This window comes from Rhizobium etli 8C-3 (genome assembly GCF_001908375.1).
In the GTDB taxonomy this organism is placed as follows: Bacteria; Pseudomonadota; Alphaproteobacteria; order Rhizobiales; family Rhizobiaceae; genus Rhizobium; species Rhizobium etli_B.
Genome location: NZ_CP017242.1, coordinates 102,594 through 125,179, shown reverse-complemented (window position 1 = coordinate 125,179; position 22,586 = coordinate 102,594). Strand labels below are relative to the sequence as shown.

Annotated in this window: 20 protein-coding genes; 7 read left to right on the top strand and 13 right to left on the bottom strand. The window is 56.6% G+C overall.

All coding sequences use genetic code 11. The features are described 5' to 3' along the window. Positions 1-26 precede the first annotated feature (26 nt). The 5 genes from AM571_RS21055 to AM571_RS21035 all read left to right on the top strand — a co-directional run bounded on the left by AM571_RS21055 (position 27) and on the right by AM571_RS21035 (position 4,218). Positions 27-596, top strand: coding sequence for a GNAT family N-acetyltransferase (locus AM571_RS21055; protein WP_074063686.1), 570 nt, complete (start codon positions 27-29; stop codon positions 594-596). 207 nt (positions 597-803) lie between these two features. Continuing rightward, positions 804-1,376, top strand: a complete 573-nt coding sequence (locus AM571_RS21050; protein ID WP_074063474.1) for an aminotriazole resistance protein — start codon at positions 804-806, stop codon at positions 1,374-1,376. 64 nt (positions 1,377-1,440) lie between these two features. Then, positions 1,441-2,910: an ABC transporter ATP-binding protein gene (locus AM571_RS21045; protein WP_237358588.1), complete on the top strand. Its 1,470-nt coding sequence runs from the start codon at positions 1,441-1,443 to the stop codon at positions 2,908-2,910. Beyond that, on the top strand, positions 2,907-3,587 hold the full coding sequence (locus AM571_RS21040) for an energy-coupling factor transporter transmembrane component T family protein (protein WP_074063473.1): 681 nt from the start codon (positions 2,907-2,909) through the stop codon (positions 3,585-3,587). Before AM571_RS21045 ends, AM571_RS21040 begins: the two co-directional genes overlap by 4 nt. Next, entirely contained in the window at positions 3,580-4,218 is a 639-nt protein-coding gene (locus AM571_RS21035; protein WP_420493387.1) for a phosphoribosyltransferase family protein, read from the top strand. Before AM571_RS21040 ends, AM571_RS21035 begins: the two co-directional genes overlap by 8 nt. A 622-nt stretch (positions 4,219-4,840) precedes the next feature. On the opposite strand, the gene AM571_RS21030 is transcribed toward AM571_RS21035, so the two are convergent. From AM571_RS21030 to AM571_RS21000, 7 genes are read right to left on the bottom strand one after another with little or no spacing between them, the layout of a single operon-like run. Then, complete coding sequence (locus tag AM571_RS21030) at positions 4,841-6,157, bottom strand: M20 family metallopeptidase (RefSeq protein WP_074063472.1); 1,317 nt, start codon at positions 6,155-6,157, stop codon at positions 4,841-4,843. A 2-nt stretch (positions 6,158-6,159) separates the two neighbouring features. Then, positions 6,160-7,116, bottom strand: a complete 957-nt coding sequence (locus AM571_RS21025) for an ABC transporter permease (protein ID WP_074063471.1) — start codon at positions 7,114-7,116, stop codon at positions 6,160-6,162. Then, a complete protein-coding gene (locus AM571_RS21020; RefSeq protein ID WP_074063470.1) occupies positions 7,113-8,090 on the bottom strand; it encodes an ABC transporter permease in 978 nt (325 codons plus the stop codon). The genes AM571_RS21025 and AM571_RS21020 overlap by 4 nt, the downstream gene beginning before the upstream one ends. A gap of 18 nt (positions 8,091-8,108) precedes the next feature. Continuing rightward, positions 8,109-9,095, bottom strand: coding sequence for an autoinducer 2 ABC transporter substrate-binding protein (locus AM571_RS21015; RefSeq protein WP_074063469.1), 987 nt, complete (start codon positions 9,093-9,095; stop codon positions 8,109-8,111). A gap of 30 nt (positions 9,096-9,125) precedes the next feature. Next, entirely contained in the window at positions 9,126-9,899 is a 774-nt protein-coding gene (locus AM571_RS21010; RefSeq protein WP_074063683.1) for an ATP-binding cassette domain-containing protein, read from the bottom strand. A gap of 26 nt (positions 9,900-9,925) precedes the next feature. Then, positions 9,926-10,699 carry a glutamine amidotransferase gene (locus tag AM571_RS21005; protein WP_074063468.1) on the bottom strand — a complete coding sequence of 258 codons (774 nt, stop codon included), beginning with the start codon at positions 10,697-10,699 and terminating at the stop codon, positions 9,926-9,928. Between the two features lie 39 nt (positions 10,700-10,738). After that, positions 10,739-11,917 (bottom strand): carbohydrate kinase family protein, encoded by a 1,179-nt coding sequence (locus AM571_RS21000; protein ID WP_074063467.1) that lies wholly within the window; start codon positions 11,915-11,917, stop codon positions 10,739-10,741. Between the two features lie 612 nt (positions 11,918-12,529). Here AM571_RS21000 and AM571_RS20995 point away from each other — a divergent pair. Both AM571_RS20995 and AM571_RS20990 read left to right on the top strand, forming a co-directional pair. Beyond that, positions 12,530-13,108 (top strand): hypothetical protein, encoded by a 579-nt coding sequence (locus AM571_RS20995; RefSeq protein ID WP_074063466.1) that lies wholly within the window; start codon positions 12,530-12,532, stop codon positions 13,106-13,108. Further along, entirely contained in the window at positions 13,089-14,012 is a 924-nt protein-coding gene (locus tag AM571_RS20990) for a Kiwa anti-phage protein KwaB-like domain-containing protein (RefSeq protein WP_081377162.1), read from the top strand. Before AM571_RS20995 ends, AM571_RS20990 begins: the two co-directional genes overlap by 20 nt. Positions 14,013-14,157: 145 nt before the next feature. On the opposite strand, the gene AM571_RS20985 is transcribed toward AM571_RS20990, so the two are convergent. The 6 genes from AM571_RS20985 to AM571_RS20960 all read right to left on the bottom strand — a co-directional run bounded on the left by AM571_RS20985 (position 14,158) and on the right by AM571_RS20960 (position 22,581). Continuing rightward, on the bottom strand, positions 14,158-14,862 hold the full coding sequence (locus AM571_RS20985) for a M48 family metallopeptidase (protein WP_074063464.1): 705 nt from the start codon (positions 14,860-14,862) through the stop codon (positions 14,158-14,160). Then, a complete protein-coding gene (locus AM571_RS20980) occupies positions 14,862-17,912 on the bottom strand; it encodes a type I restriction endonuclease subunit R (RefSeq protein WP_074063463.1) in 3,051 nt (1,016 codons plus the stop codon). The genes AM571_RS20985 and AM571_RS20980 overlap by 1 nt, the downstream gene beginning before the upstream one ends. Positions 17,913-18,015: 103 nt before the next feature. Beyond that, positions 18,016-19,164 (bottom strand): restriction endonuclease subunit S, encoded by a 1,149-nt coding sequence (locus AM571_RS37000; RefSeq protein ID WP_196776351.1) that lies wholly within the window; start codon positions 19,162-19,164, stop codon positions 18,016-18,018. Further along, on the bottom strand, positions 19,158-21,563 hold the full coding sequence (locus AM571_RS20970) for a type I restriction-modification system subunit M (protein WP_074063461.1): 2,406 nt from the start codon (positions 21,561-21,563) through the stop codon (positions 19,158-19,160). The genes AM571_RS37000 and AM571_RS20970 overlap by 7 nt, the downstream gene beginning before the upstream one ends. After that, positions 21,564-21,752 (bottom strand): methylation-associated defense system helix-turn-helix domain-containing protein MAD1, encoded by a 189-nt coding sequence (mads1, locus tag AM571_RS20965; RefSeq protein WP_074063460.1) that lies wholly within the window; start codon positions 21,750-21,752, stop codon positions 21,564-21,566. A gap of 373 nt (positions 21,753-22,125) precedes the next feature. Then, complete coding sequence (locus AM571_RS20960) at positions 22,126-22,581, bottom strand: hypothetical protein (protein WP_074063459.1); 456 nt, start codon at positions 22,579-22,581, stop codon at positions 22,126-22,128. Between the last annotated feature and the right edge of the window lie 5 nt (positions 22,582-22,586).

The window sequence follows — 22,586 nt, the reverse complement described above, 5'->3', positions numbered from 1 at the left end:
GGAGCGTCTTCGTGCCATTCGATCAGATGCCGAGGGTGGCAAGATGGCGTTTTCAGCCCGATGTAGCAACTTTGGCGGAGGGCGATGTGTCGATTGAAGAAGGGCCGGTAATCAGGCGCCTGTCAGTCGAGGACGTAGACGTGTTTCGCCACATACGTCTGGAGGCGCTTTCACACGAACCGCTTTCGTTTGCGAGTGTATTTGACGATTGGGTCCATCTCTCCGACCGCGAATGGCGCCAACATCTGGACCAGCCAGTCTTTGTCGCGTTCCTGAGTGGGCAGCCCGTCGGCATGATGGGGCTCAGGTTTCAGCGTGCGAGGAAAATGGTGCATCGCGCGACGCTTGTCAGCGTCTATGTCCGGAAAGGCGAAAGAGGGACCGGGATTGCGGCAAACCTCTTGCATGACGTTACAGAGCATGCACGAAACCACGGAGTTCTGCAGCTGGAGCTTTCGGTGAATGCAGAGAATTCGGCAGCGATACGCTTCTATCAACGCTGCGGTTTCGTAGAGGTTGGCCGCATTCCAAACGGCTTCCTGGGTCTTGGTATGGAGAATGAAGAGTTGATTATGGTCCTGCGCTTGAAGAAATAGCCATTTCCTCATTTGGCGGCGCTGGGACGACGTTTACCCCGAGAAAGAATGAGCGTGCAAGACGCCGGCCGGCCCAACGGCTAGAGCCCGTTCGAGCGCGGCACCGGGACTGACTAGTCATGATCTGTTCCTGCTGCACCGTTGATCCCGTTCGGCATGGCTTTTGCTTGTTGGTTTCTACATGACCAACAACCTTGAGGGATTTCCATGCAAGAACGCTCTTTGATTCGTAGCGAAGGCAACACGCTGTTTCCCCTGGTGCTTTCCATCGTAGCTGCGGCGGCGACCGGCGTGCTGTGGGCCTATGCGAACCCGATCCAGCTTGTGCCGGGCGTCATCCAATGGCGCATATTCGCCTTCCTTCCGCCCCTTGTAGGCATTCTGCTTGGCTGGCGGAGCGGATTTATCTGCGGTTATCTTGGAACCGTGGTGTGGTCGCTGTTGGCAGGAACCTTCATTCCCGCTCACTCTCTCATTGTCGATGGGATCATGGTCGGGCTCACGGGACTCATTCCTGGCCTTTTGTTCGACCCCTCGAAGACGGCAGTTGATCGGAAGGCGTTGATGAAAATTGCGGCAACGTGCTTGATCGTGGGCCTGCTCATGGTGCTGGCGGTTTCGGCAAGCCTGGCATATCTCGGCATATTCCCCTTCTGGTGGGCTGTCGGATATCTTGGCCTCTCTGATATCGTGCCGATGCTCGTTGGAACGCCGTTACTTGTCATTCCGGCACTCAAAATACTCAAGAGCGCCCATCCCTCCGGTTTCACTCGCTTCTAGTTTGAACGCTGCCGACGTGTTGACCGTTGAGAATTTGACCGTAGGCTTCGGCGGATCGCGTCCAGTGATCGCCGAAGTCAATTTCGAAATTGCTGCGAGCAAGCGAGCCTTGATCTGCGGGGCCGCCGGCAGCGGCAAATCAACATTGCTCAACGCGGTTGCGGGCTTAATTCCGCGACTTATTCCTGTGCCTCTGTTTTCTGGAGAGATCACGATCAAGGGAACCGCGACATCAGATCTAACCAGAGACCAACTGTTCACATCCTTGAGCATGGTGATCCAGAATGTTGACGATCAGCTTTGGGATTTGAACGTCGAGGATCTGATAGCATTTCCGCTGGAGAACCGCGGGGTAGATCAGTTCACCGTTCGAAAACGCCTCGCCGAGGTCATTACGCAAACGCAGATAGAACACTTGCGTGGGCGTCGTGTTCTTACTCTCTCAGGTGGCGAGCGGAGACTGGTGGCAATCGCCGCCGCGTTGTCCTCCGCCCCGGATATTCTTGTTCTCGATGAACCGACGACCGGTCTCGACCCCGCCGCCAGAACAAGACTGGTTCAGCTGCTGCAGAACGCGAAGGTCTCAGCGCTGCTCGTGGCTGACCAGGACCCTGCATCGCTGGAAGGTGCCTACGAGACAATTGGACTATTGAACGGTGGAACGCTCGGCGACCTTGCGCCCGCTGAAAAGGTCTTGCCCTTGGAGGCGCTCTGGTTGAATGCCGGAGTGCTTCCGCCGGCCCGCCGGCGGCGGGACCGAATGCTCCCATTGCCAGGTGACCAATTGTTAGAAGTGTCCAGTCTGAGGACGCGCCTTTCCCGACCAGATGGTCGGCCGGTGCTCAATAACGTTGGTTTCGAAATTAGGTCTGCCGAAACTCTCGCGCTTATCGGGCGCAACGGAGCGGGCAAGACGACACTTTTCCAAGCGATACTCGGACTGGCCAGGATTGAGGGTGGTCGTATCGCGATCAGGGGCGAGAACGCAGATCGGTGGAGCCCCGCGCGCCGTGCCCGCTCGGTGGCGCATCTGCCTCAGAACATGCGCCGCATTCTTTTCAACATGACAGCGCTTGAAGAAGCAGTCTTTGCGATAACCGCTTCGACCGCAACCACGAAGGATCATCAGGTTTTGGCAAAAGCCGATGCGGTGCTGGAAAAGTATGGGTTGGGCGCCTTGGCGAAAACCAACCCCTTTGCCCTATCCGCGCGGCAGCAGGCGCTGCTCGGTCTGGCCTGCGCAGACGCGGCTGGCGCTCCGGTGGCGATTTTGGACGAACCCTTGCTGGCAAGGGATCTGGATGGACGCAGGATGCTCGATTTATTTTTGGAGACCATGCGGGAGGCCGGCCGCGCCGTGATGTTGATCTCGCATGATCTTGAGCTTGTAGCCGATGTCGCGGGCCGGGCGATGATACTGGATGAAGGCAAGATTTCCTTCGATGGGCCAGCTACCGACGTCTGGCGCAGTCCCGCGTTTCGTGCGCTGGGGTGGCGTCCGCCTTACAATCAGCCAACCGGAGAAGCGGCATGAGTAGGCTCCACGACCTGAATTTCTTCGTAAAGCTTGCTGCGGCGTTCGTTGTGATGACGATAGCCTGGCTTTGGCCGGCCTGGCGGTTCGCAGTGCCACTGGCACTATTCAGCGTCTGCTTTCTTTGTCTCTCGCGCATTCCGGGATTGCGGGGCTATCTCAAGGGGGCAGCCTTGCTGACGCTGCTGGTCATCGCCAGCTGGATCCTGAACCTCCTGCTTCAGGGAATGCCGATTGCAGAAGCGCTGCCGATCGCGGCCGGAATGGCAGCCCGTTTGGTGACAACCACTGCTGCATTCTATTTTGTGATGGAGACAAGCTCGCCCGGCTCGATTCTTGCGGCGGCAAGCGCCGCTCGCCTTCCGCCACTCGCAACCCTGGTGTTGTCTTTGACATTTGGAATAATCCCCATGCTACGTGAGGATTTCGAACGCATAGCGGACGCTCAGCGCGCGCGGGGCATGGAAATCGATGACGTCTCTTTCATCACGAAGCTGCGGTTTGCTCTTGCGCGCGGCGTCCCGCTTCTTGTCCAAGCGATCCGAATGGCGCACGCGATCTCCGTCTCGCTTTCCATCTACGGCTTCGATCTGCGCAGGAAACGAACGACCTGGCGTCATGTAGGCTTGATGGTGGAATCCCAACTGAACATAAAGGACAAAGCGAATGATCTCTGACGATCGCAAGAACATGGGCGTCGCCGCCTCCTGGAAGGTCGATGTGGCAGGATTCGACGTTGATCTGCCGCTTGTCGCCATCAAGCCCGATTTCGCGATTTCCCTTATGATGGTCATCGACCTGGGCGTGAGATTCGGCGAGCACGTCGGTAAGGAACTCGCAAAAAAGCTGTTGCCGCTCAACCCGGAAATGGTCGTCGGCGCTGCGACGCTGGGGATACCGGTTGCCATTGAAGTTACCCGGGCGCTCGGCCTCGACCGCTATGTAATCCTTCAAAAATCTCCCAAGATTCACCTCGGCGACGCGCTTGTAGAAAAGATTTCATCGATCACGTCCAAAGGAGAGCAGACGCTTCTCCTCGACCGGGCGGCCATTCCTCTTCTCTCGGGCACGCGCGTTGTCGTCGTCGACGATGTCGTGGCTTCCGGGTCGAGCCTCAAAGGTTCCATTGAACTGGTGCGCAGCGCTGGGGCTGACGTGGTCGGCGTTGGAGTGATCCTTACGGAAGCACGCGATTGGCAGGAGAAACTGGGCGAGGATGCGAGCCTCGTCCACAGCCTGGCTCACATTCCGCAGTTTTCGACGAACGAAGTCGGTGATTGGATTCCCCTGCCAAACACCTTTTTATAGTGCCGGAAGGGGCGAAAGCACGTAACCAGTCGAATTTTCTACAGGCGTCCACGCGATGCCCGGTTTCACGCCTACTACTACTGGGGACGGTCTCCCAAACGAAGCCCAGGCCACAAGGCGTTAGGCCCAGTGAAAGTCGGCAACTCCGCGCGCACTGCACGATAGCAACCGGATACGATGGGACCACCCGTCAACCCGGTCATGCAAGCAAATCTCGTTCGTCGACATGGCTTTCCTGAGGAAGAGCGGATCGCCTCTCAGACGTCCGCCCTCGCGATCAAATGAAAAGACGCAATGACAGGAGTGCCTGCTGTGCGCGAGAATGACATTGCCGGTGCGAACCACACGATTGTCCTTTCGATCCGATCTGCCTCCTCGTTTCCAAATCTACAAGGAAACGGACCGGTTTCGAAATGCCAAAAAGACCGAAAAGACCGCATTCTTACAATTAACTGCCATGCGACACCGGAATCGGATCGGCATGTTGCGCCGGAAACGGCCAGGTGCTTCCGGCTTGATGGGAGCCGAACCCGTGCGCCTCTCGATTATTTTGAGCGACGAAACGAACGGCGGGCATCCTCGGCCCACCATAAAACTATTTTCAAATTGCTGAACTGCCACCTCAAGAGCACCACTTTTGCACGGCAAGGGCGATCGCCTTGGTGCAGTCGATCAGGTCGCGCGCGGAGACGCGTTCGTTCGGCTGATGTGCCTGCGCCGGATCGCCGGGACCGAAATTTACCGTTGGCGTGTTGCCGAGGCCAGTCGGCAGCCCGATATCGCTATGGGCGCCGAAGCCGGAGAGCTTCGGTGACAGGTTGGCCGTTTCCACCGCCTGCTGGAAGATCGATACGAACGGACTGTCCGCCGCGATCTCGGCGCAATCGGCATCGAGTATCCATTCCACGCGGGCCGGATGCTCACGTAGATAGGGATCGGCCTGGCAGACGTTGCGGACGTGTTCCTCGATCTCGCGCTTTACATGACCACCGAGAGCGAACTCGTCCTTTTCGCTCGGCAGGTATTGCACATCGATGATGATCTCGGCGCGGCCAGCCATCGAGGAGGGGTGTTCGCCGGCGCTCATCTGGGTGACGATAATCTGGTTCGGCAGGTCCATCAGCGGATGGTTCTTTTTCGGGTCGAACATCCAGCGGCGGTTGAGGATGTCGATACCGTCGAGCATCTGGCGGCAGAGCTGCACCGCATCGACCGGGCCGCTCGTATACCAGGAATTCGGCGTCAGCTCGGCGTGACCGCCGATCCCGTCGATGATGATCTTGCCCCAGAGGATACCGTGGCAGAGTGGCGCGATGCGGTTGGCGGTCGGTTCGGTCATGATGCCGGCATCGGCCTTGAACCCGCGATCGACCATAGCAAGCGAGCCCATGCCGCCGATTTCCTCATCCACCACGGTGGTGAAGACGACATCGCCCTTCAGCGCGACGCCCATTTCCTTCAGGATCTCAACCGCCATCAACATGCAAGCGACGCCGCCCTTCATGTCGACGGTGCCGCGGCCATGCAGGAAGCCATCCTTCAGCACCGGCACGAACGGGTCGGTCGTCCAGTGCTCGGCAGCACCCGGCGGCACGACATCGATATGACCGGTGAGCATGATCGAGCGGCCGTCGCCGGTGCCCTTCAGGGTGCCGCCGAGATTGGGGCGGCCTTCGAAGGTGCGACCCTTGTTGGCGCCCGGGCGACCTTGATATTTGGCATAGAGCGCCGGACCGTCCGGATCCCAGAGGTCGGTCGTGAAGCCGAGAGCTTCCAGCCGCTTCTGCAGGTAGAGTTGGCAGTCACGCTCGCCGGGACCGGCTTCCTTGGGGTTCGACTTGACGATCGACGGAAAGGCAACGAGGTCGCTCAGCGTCTGGACGATCCGTTCTTGTGCCGCCTCAACGCGTTCGGCAATCTGTTCTTCTATGGATGACATGCTTAACTCCAGCGTTTTGAAAGACGTTCGATGAGCAGGACGGCGATGAGCAGAGCGCCGACGATGCCGACCTGCCAGACGGTGTTGACATTGAGCTGCAGGAGCCCGGTCTTCAGCGTGACGAGCAGGATCACGGCGGCGATGACCCCACCCACTCCACCTACGCCGCCGGTGATGGCGACGCTGCCGAGCATCACTGCCGTCAGCGATTCGAGCTCAAGGTTCTGCCCGATATTAGGCCTGGCGCTGCCGAGCCAGGCGAGAGACACCAGCCCCGCCAATCCGGCGAGCGTGCCGCTCAGGCCGTAGACGAGAAGCCGAGCGCGATCGACGGGAATGCCGACGAGGCGCGCTGACCGCTCGTTGAAGCCCATGGCAAACAGCCAGCGGCCCCAGGCACTGTAGAGAAGCAGCACAGCGGCCATGACGAAGACAGGCACGACCAGCGTCACGAATGGCAGCGGCAGCGAGAGGATCATTCCCCTGCCCCAGGGAAGCAGCCATGTCGGCACGCCCGATTGTGCCGCGCCGCCGGTCAGGGCAAGGGCCAGCCCGGAATAGACGAACTGCGTGCCGAGCGTTGCGATCAGCGGCAGGATCGTGAGCCGGGTGACAAGCAGGCCGTTGAAGAGGCCGAGCAACAAGCCGGCGACGACACAGGCGACCGGCAGCAGTACTGGCGGCATGCCGGCCTTGACAGCGAGCATGGCCAGCATAACCGAAAGCGACACGGTGCCGCCGACCGAAAGATCGATGCCGGCGCCACCAGCCAGAATGACGAGGCATTGACCGAGCGAGACAAGTGCCAGGATGGTCGAGAACTGCAGGACCGTTGTCACCGTCGAGGGGCTGAACATCGTTGGCCTCAGAGCTGCGAAAAGGAGGATGACGGCAATCCAAAGCACGGCGAGCAGGATAAGGATGCGGCTGGAACCCGACCATTTCAGAAGGTTTTTCATCGCTGCATCCACCTTGCCTTGAATTCACCCATGCGCGAGGCCGGCAGCTCGAGCGCGAGCACGCTGATCAACAGTGCGCCGGTCACGACCGGCTGCCAAAGCGACGGCACCCCCATCAACAGCAGGCCGTTCTGCAGGATGCGCAGCAGGATGACGCCGAACGCTGTGCCGAGAAGGCTGCAGCGTCCGCCCATGATGCTGGTTCCACCAAGCACGACGGCGGCGATCGCATCGAGCGCCAGCGTGCTGCCGATTGCCATTTCGACGTTTCGGTAATTCGCTACATAGAAACTCGCGGCAAGTCCGGTCAGTGCGCCGCTGATAACGAAGGTGGCGATGCGGACCTTGATTACCGGCACACCGGAGAGGCGCGCTTTCTCTTCGGCATTGCCGATCGAAAGCAGATGCGGTCCGTAAGGCGTGCGGCGAAGCGCGAGCCAGACGAGGAGATAGGCAAGCCCGATGACGAACACCGAAAGCGGAATGCCCAGAAAGGTGCTGGACAGGAGTTGGGTCAGGCCGACCGGTAGTCCCGAAAGCCATTGCCCGCCAAGAAGTGTGAAGACACCCATGCGATAGACGCCGAGAAGGCCGAGCGTGCCGACGATGGCCGGCACCCGACCAAGGACAACGACGAGCGCCGTCACGAAACCGAGAGCCGCGCCCGTCACCGGGCCTACCAATAGGGCAATCGCCGGCGCCACCGACGCCAGCAGGGCATGGGCGACGACGATGGCGGCAAGGCCCATGAGGATGCCGATCGAAACGTCGATACTGCCCATCGCCAGCAGCAGGGTCATGCCGAGACCCGCCAGCATCAGCTCTGTGCTGTTGCGGACGATTGTCCCGGCATTGCCTGTCGTCGCGAAAAAGGGTGACGCGACAGAAAAGACGATCGAGGCGAGAATGACCGCGCCAAGCAGCGCCCATTCACGTCCGCCAATGGCGAGAAGACGTGGACTTGACTGTCGCATCACAGACTTTACCCGGCCTTAGAAGTCGAACTTGTCGACATTGTCGGCGGTAAAGACGGCCGGAGGACCGAGCAGTAGGATGCCACTGTCGGCATTGTAGGTGACCGGCGAGGTAAAGCCTGGCACCGAGTTTTCAGCCGCGAATGGCTTGCCGTCGATCAGCTGCTTGCCCGCCCAGACCGTCAGGTAGCCGAGCTGTGCCGGATCCCAGAGGACCGAGAAGCCGAAGGAGCCGCTCTTGATGTAGGAACGCGCGGTGTTCGGGCTGCAATAACCGGTGCCGACGACCGTGCCGATCTTGCCGGCCGTCTCGATGGCCTGGGCGACACCCGGGCATGTCGAGGAAGCAACCGCGATGATACCCTTGATATCGGGATTGGCGGTCATCAGGTCGCCAGCGATCTGCGCTGCGCGCTGGGCCGTGCCGCCGGCATATTGCGGCTCGAGAAGCGTCATCTTCGGATACTTCTCCTTCGCCTGCTTCTGCATGAAGCCGATCCACGCATTGAGGTTGGAGGCCGTCGCCTCGCCCGAGACGATACCGATCTTGGCATCTTCGCCGACGCGCATGACCAGTTCGTCGATAATCTTAGTGCCGAGGCCTTCGTCTGTCGCCTGGGCGACGTAGACGGCGCGGCCGCTGTCCGGAGCGTCGCTGTCGCTGGTAAAGAGCTTCACGCCCTTGGCCTTGGCAGCCTCGACCACCGGGGCGATCGCGGAAGCATCGAGCACGCTTACGGAGACGGCGTTGACGCCTTGGTCGATCAGATTCTGGACGATCTGCAGCTGGTCGACCGGGTTGGTATCAACCGGGCCGGAATAGATGAAGTCGACGCCGAGTTCTTCGGCCGCGCGCTTGCCGCCGGCCTCCATGGCGTTGAAGTAGGGAATGCCGATCAGCTGCGGCACAAAGGCGACCTTCGGCTTGTCCTGCGCAAAGGCAGCGGTGCCGACGGCGAGTGTCAATGCTGATACGGCGAGAACTGTCTTGAATTTCGTAAACATAGGGAACCTCTCTGGAGCAAGTGACGCGCTTTATTGATTGTTTTGTTCAAGCGCCCGCACGTCGGGATGGGCGCCTGTGATGAGGGAAACAATCTCTTCGGGATTGGTCTCTTCCTTCCGCCGCTCGGCGACCTTTCGGCCGCGGCGGAAGACGACCATCCGGTCGGCGACCTCGAAGACATCAGCAATGTTGTGGCTGATCAGCACGACCGCGCAGCCGCGTTCAGCCAGCCGGCGGGTGAGCTGCAGCACCTTTCGCGTTTCGGCGACGGCAAGTGCGGCCGTCGGTTCGTCCATGATGACGAGCCTGGCATTAAGATTGAGCGCCCGGCAGATCGCGACCGCCTGGCGCTGGCCGCCCGAAAGACTGCCGACAGGCGCTTCCGGGTCGGAAATATGGGCGTCCAGTTCGTGCAGCAGGCCATCCACCTTATCCCGCATCGCCTTGCGGCGCAGGAAGGGGATGCCGAGCACCGAACGCTTGAGCTCACGCCCAAGAAACACGTTCTCCGAGATCGACAGGTTCTCCGACAGGGCAAGTTCCTGGAAGATCGTCGCGATGCCAGAGCTGGCCGCATCCTTGGGCGAGGAGAACTGGACGGACTGGCCCTCGACCAGCAGTTCGCCGTCGCTCTGGGGATGCGCGCCGGCGAGGATCTTGATGAAGGTAGACTTGCCGGCACCGTTGTCGCCGAGCAAAGCCAGAACTTCACCGCCGTTGATCTGGAGATCGACATCCTTCAACGCGGTGAGCGCGCCGAAGCGTTTCGTGATCCCGGTTGCGCGCAGGAATGGAACGGTCATGGTGCTGTCCTTTGCGTTTGCTGAGATCACTTGCTTTGGCTTGCCCAGCGAAGAATGTTCTTCCAGATCGTTGCGTAACCGGGCCACGCTACGAATTCGTTCGGCACCCAGTGCGGTCCGATATCGGAGGTCCAGGCGACAGTGCGACCCTTGCCGTAGCCACCGGTCACGAGAAGCGGATGGCCACCCTCCTCCTCCGGCAGCGTCGCCAGAACTTCGACGCCCTCGCCTTCCTTGGCAACGACCTCGTTCGCACCGAGAAGCAGCGGCCACTCGCCGTCGACACCCTGCAGGATCGGGTGGCTCTTCGGCCCGGTCACGACGGCCTTGAAACCATCCGGTACTTCCAGCCGGTCGTCATAAGGCAGGCAGGTGACGGGGAGCGCCTCCTCCACCGGCGTGCGGCGCCAGCGGGCCTTGCCGTCGATGCCCTGGAATGAGAAATAACCGCCGGCCATTACGAGACCGCCGCCCGCGGCGGTCCAGTCGCGGATAATCTTCAGGCGATTGGGAACCGGCTTTCCGTGCAGCCAGACGGAGGGCGGCAGAAGCAGCGAATTCGCGCCGATGTCGGAAAGCAGAATGACCTGATATTCGGACAGCCCCTCCAGCGTGAAGGGGAACTTCTCGACGCAGTCATGCGCCGTCATGTAAGTGATCTCGAACTCGTCGCCCTGGAGCGCTGCAACAAGCGGCTCGGCACCGAGATGGAAGGTCACGCTGCCGAACTGGTCGAACCCCTTGTAGTGGGTTGCCGAGCTCACCCAGCTCTCCCCGACCAGCAAAACCTTCGTCACCATGTCCGTCTCCTAGTACTTTCAATCATGTCGTTTCAGAAATTACCCGGCCTTCGCCTCGACGGCAGAAAGCAGAGCTTCGAGTTCTTCGGCGGTCGCGGTCCGGGCCTGCGCGCCTTCCGCAGTCGTCGTCAGGCTGGCGCCGACGGCTGCATGCCGTGCGGCATCGGAAAGCGGCCGCCCATGCAGCCAGAGGCTCAGGAAAATTCCGGCGAATGCATCGCCAGCGCCGGTCGCATCGACCCGGCTGACCGGCAGCGCGGGGACTTCGATCGGCGGGCCACCGCTCTTGCGGAAGACGACGGCTCCGAATTCGCCGAGCGTCAGCACCACGTCGCCGCGCCGCTTCACCCGTGCGATCGTACGGGCGGCTTCCTCGATCATCGAGGCGAGCGGCGTGCGGATGGAATAGATCTCCCGCAGTGTGTCGTCGTTAATGAAGGTCAGATCAACCTGGCCGATCATCCGCTCGAAGGCTTCCGGGTTGCGTGACCCTTCCGGAAGGCCGGCCGTGTGAAGGCTGACGTTCCAGCCGGCCTCGTGGAAACGGGCGATCGACGGCATCATCCGCTCGTAATGGAAACCTTCGATATGCAGGCATGACCGAACCGGAGCCGGCGCAATATCCATGTTGGCGGTGAGGTCGATCTCGCTGAGCTCGAAGGTCTCGTGAATGATCGTGCGCCCGCCATTGGCCTCGATGATCACCATCGCCCGCGGTAGCCGGTTCTTGCCCGGCCGGCGGATCGGCAAAACGTTGACGCCATGCGCTAGCAGTTCCGCCATTGCCCATTCGCTGTCGGCGTCGTCGCCGACGGCAGTGGCGAGGTCCACTTGCAGGCCGTAGGGTGCACCAACGCTTGCTGCGGCAACAGCGAGGTTGGCGGCCGGTCCGCCGAGCGCCTTGTCGATATGGCTCGCCGCCACCCGGTCGTCGCGATGGGGCAGGACGTGCACCCGGCAGAGATAATCGACGCAGATATGACCCACGACCAGAAGCCGCGGATTGCCCTCCGCCGCCTTGACCTTCCGGGCCGACATCATCGGCAACGACCGCGCAAACACGCTCGGCCGATAGGCAAGCTTCTGGATGGTCGCTTGAATTTTTTCAGCGGTCTCGGCTTTGACCGGCACTGTCCCATTGAGGAAATTGGACACGGTGCCGACCGAGACACCGGCGGCATGTGCAACATCCGTAATAGTGGGACGGCCTTTTTTCATCATTTCCCTGCCAATTGAAGCGCTTCAAGCGTATGGGCAGGTTTCGCAGGCGTCAAAGAAATAATCTTCCAATTTTTCCAACATCAGGCGCCGAAAATCGGTAACTATAGCCGAGAATTGGAATGCATCGCCTCAAATTGGCCGAATTGAAAATACTTCAATCCAAAAGTTATTGGCGCTCATTCCACCTGACCGGCGGCGGTAAGGGCGGCCTGCGGCAGCACATCGCAGCCAGCAACCGCATGCGCCGGTTCCACATGCTCCGCCTCGTTGTGGCTCAGTCCATCGCGGCGCGGAACGAAGTGTCGCTTGGCAGTTGAGCACTTAATTTGATAATCGCGCCGCGGCCGCTGCATTTAATGTGAGAAGCGAGCACTCGATAATCGGCGGAGCCGTATCTACTGTAGGTCGGCCACAGCGCCGAACGAATGCCCAATCGCGCGGCCTGGAGTCAATCCCTGCAGATAATATGAGAATCTCAGACTGATCATTCTCGTAATAATGACCGGCTTTCCGGAATGGGGAATCCCGTTTCCGGCACTTAATCCTGTGATTGCATTTCCTGTTGAAACCTAGAGTAATACTTTCTAGTCTGCCGTCATTGGGGGGCTCATGAGCAGCGAGAAAGTAAACGAAGGCCTCGGCTTGGTCCGCTTCATATTGGTGTGGTCAAGTCTAAGCCCCGTATTTCTTCTTTGGGCGGTTCGCGGCGTGGACGCCATTTGCGACCGTATTTGGTTACCCGTCTGCATAGTTCTGTTCGCGCTCCCGACGGTGCTTCTTTATCTAATATTCAGGACGGCGAAGAAACATCAAAACGTTAAGACAATAACCGTCGTCAGCGCCAAAGATCAGCGAGAGCACCTCCTCACCTACCTGTTCGCGATGCTGATCCCTCTGTTCGACGCGAATCTCGATGGGCTTCGCGATGTAACATCGGTGTTAATAGCGTTTTTATTCATCACGTTTTTGTTCTGGCATATGCGTCTTCATTATATGAATCTCGTATTCGCGATCCTTGGCTACAGAATCTATACAGTCGAAGTCAAAATAGGAACGTCTTCAGGAAATGATGATCGACTCGCAACATACGCGGTCATTTCGCGTCGGCACTATTTGCCAGAGAAAATGCCTTTAACAGGATACCGGTTGGGTGGAAATGTTCTAGTGGATGAAAAAGACGATGATTGATCAGGAGTTCGACGTTCAAAACATACAGGCGGTGAATCTCGGCGTGAGCCTGAAAGGGAACGCGCAACGCTATTTCATCCCCTCCGACGCTGGAACAAAAAGTGCACTGAGATCGATTTTGAGCGACACTGTGAACGCTTTCGAGGGCGTGGCAACGGCTTGGGAAGTCTACGACATCTCAGAGGATTACGGGAGCAAGCGCCGAATCTATAGCCCTCGTGACAACGAGTATATGACCGCGCTGTCCGAAATTTTTGACGTTGGCGCCCTCCCTGACTTAACAAACTTGAACGACCACGTTTCTGAAATTGAATTCTATTTCGGGGAGTTCACCGACAATCAAGGCCGAAAAGCCGTTGGAATCCGGAAAGCCACTCAGCTTAAGGCTACGTTGACAGCCCGGAATCGTTTGGTCCGTTTAGTCAACGATACGGTCATCCTTATTGAAGAAGACACGCTCAAACTCGATCCCCAATACGATGTGATCGTAACGGATGCGAACATCTTCATTTTAAATCCCCGGAATGTGGAATTGGTCGCCCAAATCACCGAGCATGTAGCGGCGACCGCCACAGCCAAAGTTCAGCACATACAAGATACTGTGTTGTTCCTCGATATGACACGCATTCAGGCCACTATTGCTCGCCATCCTCAAATGGCAAGACACGCAGCATCGATCGCTGCCAATCCCAATCTAGCGAACTTTCAGCAAGCACGGATTGAAGAAATGGCTGTGCGACATGGTATCGTCTTTAAGACGCTCGCGGACGGGCGCCTTCAATGTCGCGTTCAAGATCATGCGAGGCTTCTCGAAATCCTCGACGCACGCCGCTACCACTTGGACCTAGCAGGGAATGGCGGCGACCCATATCGCGCAACTGGGCGACAGAAGGTATCCGCGTAAAAGAGAGAACTTCTTCTCAGAACCTGACGTAACGATGCACTTATCCGGTTAGATTCCGGTTACGCAGTTAGTTTTCAGTCAATACGGTGGCACCCCGACTATTCACAGAAGAGCCTGGAAATAGCTGCGAACAAGCGAGCCTTCCCTAGAATTCAGAAAGCGGACCATAATTAAGGGTGGCGCGTATAGTTCGCCAGGCAGGCATATTCGCGTCGAGGATTGATATGAAATGCTCATTGTGGCTAGGGACGATGAAATGAGCCATTTCATGGAGAATGACGTATCGCAGGCAATCCGGCGTGAAGCGGATCAAATCAAGATTTAACCGGATGGACTGCCGTTGGGGGCTGCTACTCCCCCATTTTGTTCGCATACGCTGAATGAAGAGCCGCTTCACTTGGACACCGAGTTGCCGCTCATATTGCTCGATGATCGGTTTGCTGGCCGTCCGCAGTTCCTCGCGGCACCAATTCAGAAAGACCTCCCGTTTCTCATCCTGGGAGGACTCCTTGGGCACGTTCAGCTCTATGGTTTTGTGGCCGAGCAACACGTCCGCGCGGTCATAGTGATCTTCAATTCTGAGGAGGTAGCGCCGCCCCCATATGTAATGGCTTTCGCGCTCGATAAATTCACGCGGCGTTTCGCGCTCCTGCGAGACAATCTTCCTCTGGTTTTTTCTGATCCAGCCAATTTTCGAAAGAGCAAAGAGACGGACTGTCTCAAGCTTCATATCGCTCGGCGCCGATACGCGAACGCGTCCCGTTGGAGGGTACACACTCAGATGCACATTCTTGATGTCTTTGAACACGACATCAACCGTTACATCAGCGATTTCCAGCTCTCTGACCATCAGTATTCACGCTGAGCCTTTACGATGACGAATACGCGCTCCACCTCGTCCTTGTCCTGAAGCTCCTTATAAAGTGCAGCCTTGATCGCGCGTTCCTTTGGCTCAACGCCTCTCCAGTCGTCGGAGCGAGAAAATTTCACGGCAGAATCCAGGCGCATGGCAAGGTCTTCATTCTTGCCGAGGTTGTTGTAAAGGGCACGCTTGCCTGGCGTGTCCAACTGCACGGGCATATCTTCGGTCTTTCCCGCCGCCAAAGTTTTTACGATCTCGGCCATGCGCTTGAGGTAAGCCTCGTAATCGAGGGCTTTGGCTCTGCGATCTCGGATCACCTCTTCGAGAAGCGCAGAAATGCGGTCAAAAAAGTCCGGATCGTTCATGCGCTCTTTGACGATTTTGCTCCGAACGTTATTCTCGATTGTTTCTGCAATAGCCTCGCGATTGCCCTTTAGTCCTGCAAGCTGTCCTGCTATGGCATCTGCTATGCCTGATTTGACGATAAGATCGATCAGGCTAATATCATCGAACGGAGAAATTTTACGCGGCTCGTCGGCCTCGATATAGGTATCAATCAAGTGCCGCATATCCGCTTCATAAGCCTTGAGATCCAGCAGTTCGCCCGCAGCCCTGCGCACCGTGTCACGAAGCGCTATACTCTCTTCGACACGCGCCTTGACCCGTTTTATATCGTCGGCTGAGTAGCCCGCCTCCTCCATCTCATCGGCGATGCCAGCATAGGCGCGAACGAGGCTGGCAGTGGCCTTGTAGAGGGCGGCTCGCTGGGGCTCTCGCTCTTCAAGGTCCGTTGCGATCTCGGTATTTCCGCAAAAATGGCGGATATACTGAAGCTCGCCTTTTGGTGGCTCAACCGGCTCGCACAAAAGGGCAAGCACTTCGAGAGTTTCATCCAATCTCTCGCGGCCTTTTTCAAGACGATCTTTGAGAAGGATTCCGGGGTCGGCACCGCCTGCGGTAGTGTCAAGCTCTGACGTGTAAACCGCGATGGCTTTTTCGACCTTCTGTAGCAGGCCCTTGTAGTCTACAATGTAGCCAAATTCTTTGTCGTCACCATCGAGGCGATTGGTCCGGCAAATGGCCTGAAACAGGCCGTGATCCTGCATCTCTTTGTCAATATAGAGGTACGTGCAAGATGGCGCATCAAATCCAGTGAGCAATTTGCTGACGACGATCAGCAGTTTCATATTTGCGGGTTGCGTAATGAAGAGAGATTTGACGTCTTCTTCATAGCTCTCCGTCTTCGTCATCGCAGGCTTGGCGACAACGGTCTTCAAGAGGTCCGTATAGGTATTGTAGATGAATTGCTTGTCTGACTCCAAATTTGCCCCGGTATCCTCGCGCGTCACATCCTGCGTTACGGGGTTATAGGAGGTCACAAGCCCGCAGCGGCCTCTGAATGGCGTTTTCTGAAACAACTCAAAATATTTGCAGGCATCATAAATGCTAGCTGCGACCAAGATAGCGTTTCCGCGTTCGCTTGAAAGGCGCGGCTTTACGCTGAAATCAAATATAACGTCCTGGACGACACGTTCTTTGCGCGAGCGGGAACTAAGCACATGTTGCATTGTCCCCCATTTCTTTTTCAGCTCGTCCTTCTGCCAGTCGTTCAACCCCTTTGTTTTGGCGTCGAACCAAGCTTCGATTTTATCTTCTGAACCGAGCCGCTGATCGATATCTCGCGCCTCATAAATCAGATCGAGGACGACCTCGTCCTCGACAGCCTCACCAAATTTATAGGTATGGATGTAGCGGCCAAAGACTTCGATGCTCGTCTGGGCATCTTTCTTAAGCAGCGGCGTTCCCGTAAAGCCGATGAACACCGCATTGGGCATCAGCGCAGTCATCGCCTTGTGCAACTTACCGCCCTGGGTCCTGTGGCATTCATCAACGAATACGAACAGGTCACCCACCGTCTTGCTGGGCTGCGCCTCCAATTCCTTGATGAACGCGTCAAAATCATCGACACCACGCTGGCCAAACTTGTGGACCAGCGAACATAAGAGTCGCGGCTTTGCCTGTGCCAGTACAGACATTAAATCCCGTCCGCTACTGGTGCGATGAATTGCCTCTCCGGCTCCCGCGAAAACACCCTTGATCTGCTTATCCAGCTCGTCACGATCTGTAATGACCACGACACGGGCGTTGGCGTTGTTCTCCAGAATCCACTTCGCGAGCAGCACCATGACGATGCTCTTACCGGACCCCTGAGTATGCCAGATGATCCCGCCCTCGCTGCGGCGAATATTCTCTTGCGCGGCTTTGATTCCGAAAAACTGATGAACGCGAGGCAGTTTTTTAACCCCGGCGTCAAACAGCACAAAATCATGCATCAACTCTAGGAGCCGATCCTTATCGCAGATCTTGAGCAGATACTTATCCAGCTTGTACCGACTGTCGTCCGTTTCATCCTCTTTCCATTTGAGGAAATATTTCTCCGCTGTGCCGATCGTGCCGTATTGCAGTCCCTCGGAATCGCTCCCAGCAAAAACGATCTGGATCGTGGAGAAGAATGTGGCATTAAACTCGGGTCGCTGGTTGGAGAGGACCTGGCGAATACCGTCACCGATACTGACACGGCTGTTTTTTAGTTCGATCACGCCGATGGCGATGCCGTTGATGTACAAAACCAGATCGGGCCGGCGCTCATGCCCGCCACGTAGTGTGACCTCTTCGGTAATCGCGAAATCGTTGGCGTGAGGATTGGACCAGTTGATGAGTTTGACCGTCTCGGAAGGCTTTCCGGCTTCTACCTGCACGGACACGCCATAGCGCAAAAGCCCGTACACCGCCTGATTGTTGTCGTAGAGGCTTCGAACCGTATTGCTTGCTTCGACCTTGAGCTTACGAATCGCAGCGCTGATATGTGCCTCACCGTAACTGGCACGCCTCAAATAGGCGGCAAGCTGGTCTTCCTCGACATTGCTGTTGTGTTCCCGGTCGATCCAATCGCCGAGATATCGATAACCGAGTTCCCCCTCAAAGAGTTTGATAACCCTTCGCTGTGTTGTGCGCTCTGGTTTCCCGATCATATTCATGTAGCGACATCCTCAACAGGGATTTCGGCTTTCAGACAGCCCTGCTGAAATTCAGGGAGTGCCATATGACCGTTATCGTTATGGTCTAGGAGTGTCGAAACTTTCATACCAGCCTCACCCGCCCGGTCAAAAGCTCTCGCATCATACCCTGTTTTAACTGCCGGGCTTTGGCGAGCTTCTCCGCAAGCAAAACCAATTCGTGGTCCATGCTCTCAAGAATATCGGCAATTGCCTCCTGCTCCTGCTGACTGGGAACAGGCACTGGCACCTTACTGATGTCTCCCATGTTTATTTTTCGTGGAGAGGCATTCAACAAGGAGCGATCTTCAATATCTTTGCGGAATTTTCTGCTTTTAGTGTATGCGTGCAGATATCTTGGGTTAACACGGGTCCCCGACTTCAGCAGAGCTAGACTGACATAAATGCTAGCATCGACGTCCCAGTCGATCAGCTTCGTGTCACCGATGGCGCCAATACGCGTTAAAAGAATGTCGCCCTTTTGCGGATTGCAGCGGCGAGTAAGAATTTTATGCTCGTCCGCGCTGATAAATTTTGTGTTAGTAAAGTCATCAGCAGTGACATTCTCAACACTATAGAATGGAAAGCCTGTGTGCACATATTTGGGTGTGAAATGCGTTCCATCTACAATCTCAAGGCACACATCACCGAGCGTGCTTTCGATCCACTTTTCCGAAAACCCCGGAAGGCGTTTTCGGCCAGAAAGGAGATCCTGCGTTACGCCCTGCTTGATTGCGCGCTTTTTCGTAATGAGAGTTTCCAGCGACCCTATCAAAGCATCGGCATCCGACAAAGCTTGGGCAATAGCCTCCTGCTCGTTTAATGCCGTTGGCACATACACCGGAATTTCATGAAGATCGTTACGGTTTACACCAGGAACACCACTTTTCCCGCTATGTGATTTGAAGTCGATCGTTTCTAAAAGGTAGGCGCAAAAACGGGCGCTATTCCCCTTAAAATCTCGCACATAGAGAGTTGTATTAAGCGGCCAAAAATCTTCTTCAACATAAAAGACTTGCCCAATTGTTCCGTAGCGTCCTGTAACGACGCCTGGTCCCGACGCCATTGCCACATTGTGATAACCTTCGCGGCCAGACGAAGTCACAATCCGATATTGGCCGGTTCGTCGCATTCGATGGGGTAGATCAAAGCCACGCTGCAACGTCAAAACCTCGCCAAGCAGCAATCTACACCATCCGTCTGTTTTTGATTTTCGTTGCGCTGCACTTACCATGCGAACCCCATACGCTTCAGATGGTGCTCGACTTCAATTTCGAGATTGGCGACACGTGATGTAATGTCCGGCAACCGTGTCTCGTAGCGCTCTGCCAACATGCGAATGCGGCCAGCGAGTGCCTCACTCACCCCGTCCATCTCACCGTTGATTCCAAACTCAATCTTCGCGAGCCATTTGTCTTCAACCACGAGCACTTTAATATCAGTCTCGGTCAACTTCGCATATTTCGCCAGCGCCTTGGCGTCCAGTTCAACCTCAGCAATCTTGATCCGTCTCTTGAGTTCCGCTTCGACTTCGGCAGCTTCTAGCCACATCCTGAGCGCACCGGCTTCATCCGTGGCTTCCTTGTCGCCCTTGATCTCTTTCAATCGCGCCGTGACGCTTGCCTTGTTTATTTTGTCGAGCTCGGAGAATGCACCCTCATCGGCGTTATGCTCTTCCTCAAGCTCTGCAAGTTCGGCGCTCGTGACTTCGAGTTGACCACTGAGCTGATCAATCTCCGCTTGTTCCTTTGCAAAGAAGCGCGCAACGATAAGCCCCTTTGGGATCAAATCGCAGGTCCAGCCTTTGTCTTTCTCCTTGCCCTTTTTGTCTTTTTCGATGATGCGATAGGTTTCGGCTTTCCATCCATCGGCAGTGATCAGATAGGCATCATCCTGCATCACCTCTGCCCAGTAATCCATGAGGTGCTGATACACATCGTACTTGTCGATAAGTGGCTTGCCTTCGTAGTGGGCAAGCAGACTCTCAGAGATTTCGAATACCACATCCTTGGGATGGAAACCCGGCTTGAGCGCTTTTAAAGTTTCCGATGTGCGCTTTTTCCATGCCCCGAAATGCGCTGTCATGCCGCTGGTGAACGCCGTAAATTCCGGGTGTTCAAAGATTGTTTTCTTGATGTCGGCCTTGTCCATCGTCAGCGTGACGTAACCCGGACGGCACTCCTTAAACAGGCTGGCTTTTAACTTCGGGCAAATAGCCCAATAAGCGCCCATTGCTTCGATATCAGCCTGCGGGATGCCGCCGCGCAAATGACCTTCGATATCCTGACGGTCTTCCCTCTTCTGGCTGTCAATGTAGCGCGGAAGATTGAGGTTAAAGTCGTTTTTTTCGATCTGCTCCACCGGCACCATACCGGAGTAACCGGGGATCGTCGCCATTTTGCCGAACGCATCGACGATCTTGTGAATGTCCTGGCTGCGCAGCCTATTTTTTGGGCCATCCTTCATGAAGCCCTGGCTGGCATCGATCATGAAGATGCCCTTGCGCGCGGCAGCATCCTTCTTGTCCACGACCACGATACAAGCCGGAATACCTGTTCCGTAGAAAAGGTTCACGGGCAGACCGATGATTGCTTTGATGTAGCCTTTACGTATCAAGGACTTTCTGATTTCACCTTCGGCGTTGCCTCGGAACAGAACACCATGTGGAAGAATGCAGGCCCCTGTGCCGGTACTCTTCAGCGATCTGACGATATGCAAGAGGTAGGCGTAGTCTCCCTGCTTCGCGGGCGGAACGCCAAAAGGTTTGAAACGTTCGTGCGGATCGTTAAGAGGGTCCAGCCCCGTGCTCCAGCGCTTATCGCTGAATGGTGGATTGGCCACAACATAGTCGAACTGCTTTAACCGACCTTTGTCCGTGAACTTGGGATCGGCAAGCGTATTGCCCGGCATGACAACCGCAAGAGGGTTGTCATGCAAGATCATATTCATTCGGGCAAGGCCGCTGGTTGCTGAGTCTTTTTCCTGTCCGTAAAGAGATACCTTGGTCCCTGCTTCGTCGCCCACCTTCAAAAGAAGGGAGCCCGAACCGCATGTTGGGTCATAGACGGTTGTGTCCTGGCTCGTCTTTGCCTGGGCGATACCAATGATCTGCGCCATGATGCGGCTGACTTCGGCAGGCGTATAGAACTGGCCCTTACTCTTGCCGCTCTCGGTGGCGAAGTGGCGCATGAGATATTCGTAGGCATCGCCTAGGATGTCATCTCCTTCCGCGCGGTTGTTCGAGAAGTCGAGAGATTTGTCTTCGAAGATCGCGATAAGGTTGGTGAGCTTTTCAACCTTCTCCTTCCCATCGCCAAGCTTTGAGCTTTCGTTGAAGTCCGGGAAGTCGCTCTGATTGAGCGCCTGGTTTGCAGTTGCGAGCGGCGCGATAATCTTCTTGTTGATCTGATCGCCGATATCGCTCTTGCCTTTGAGGGCCACCATATCTTTGAAGCTTGCGCCGTCCGGCACGTTAATCGGGGCGAATGGCTGGCCCGCATATTTGTCGCTGACATATTTAATGAACAGCAGCGAGAGGATGTAATCCTTGTATTGGCTCGCATCCATACTGCCGCGTAGCTCATCACAGCTCGCCCAAAGGGAAGCGTAGATTTCAGATTTCTTACGGGCCATTTATTTTTTGTCTTTCTTTTTCGTCGTTTTGCGGGCGATCCAGCCCTCGATGTCTTGCCGCTTGAACCGCCACGAACCGCCTACCTTGAAGCCAGGTATCTCACCCTCAGCCACCAGCCGGTAGGCCGTCTTGTCGTTGAGCTTCAGATATTCCGCCACCTCGTGGATGGTCATAATTTCGGTCGGCATCCCGCTGATCCTCGCACGAATCCTCATTAAGAAAATACGGGAAAATTGCGGACCTAACAATGAGGGATTCTGTTAAGTCTTTCGCAGTGTTAGGGCGGAGCCAGCTTGCGTGAGGCATTGAGCGACTGACCTTGAAAAATCCTGACTGCGAAGCGGATTTGCCCTATTCCTTTGTTCGATCCCGCTAGAGGCGAGAGAACATTCCTTCGTCCCGAACAACCATTGTCAGATCGCCATAAAGCCGATCAGGTCAAGCCCCGAAGCCTTCGCGCGCGGGTAAAACCCGCGCGGGCTTGACCTGTCGGTGCGGGCGATAAAATGGCTTTGGAACGGGAAGAAGGAAACGAGTGGCCGGATGCTTTAGGCCCGCTGGTCAGCGAAATTCGTCGCCGTCCTCGCTGACGAGGCGGCGGTAGAGCACAAGCGTTGCGAAATTGATCGCGAGGTAAAGCTCCTCCTGTAGGGCCGGATTACCTTCGATCTGCGATCGTGGCCAAACAGCCGTGGCGTGGTCGATCTTCGCCCGTAGCTCGCCTGTCGCCAGATCGGCGGGCAGTATTTCGGCATAGCCCTCCTCGCGCGGCTCGATATACGGTCGCAAGCGCCGGGCGGCAAAAAAACGATCAGCAAGGTTTTTTGCCGGGTCGATCAAAGCGGCAAATCCGAATGCAGATCGGCGGGCGGTAGACAGCAGCACCTTTGAGAGCAGCTCGCTGGTTTCCAAAGGCGGCGAAAGGCCCGTTGGTCGATGGTGGTGCAGGAGGAGAGCGAAGTCGCCTTTTGCTCGATGGATCCATGGGAGCGACGAAATCTCCCCGGTCGCCTCCATGCGCG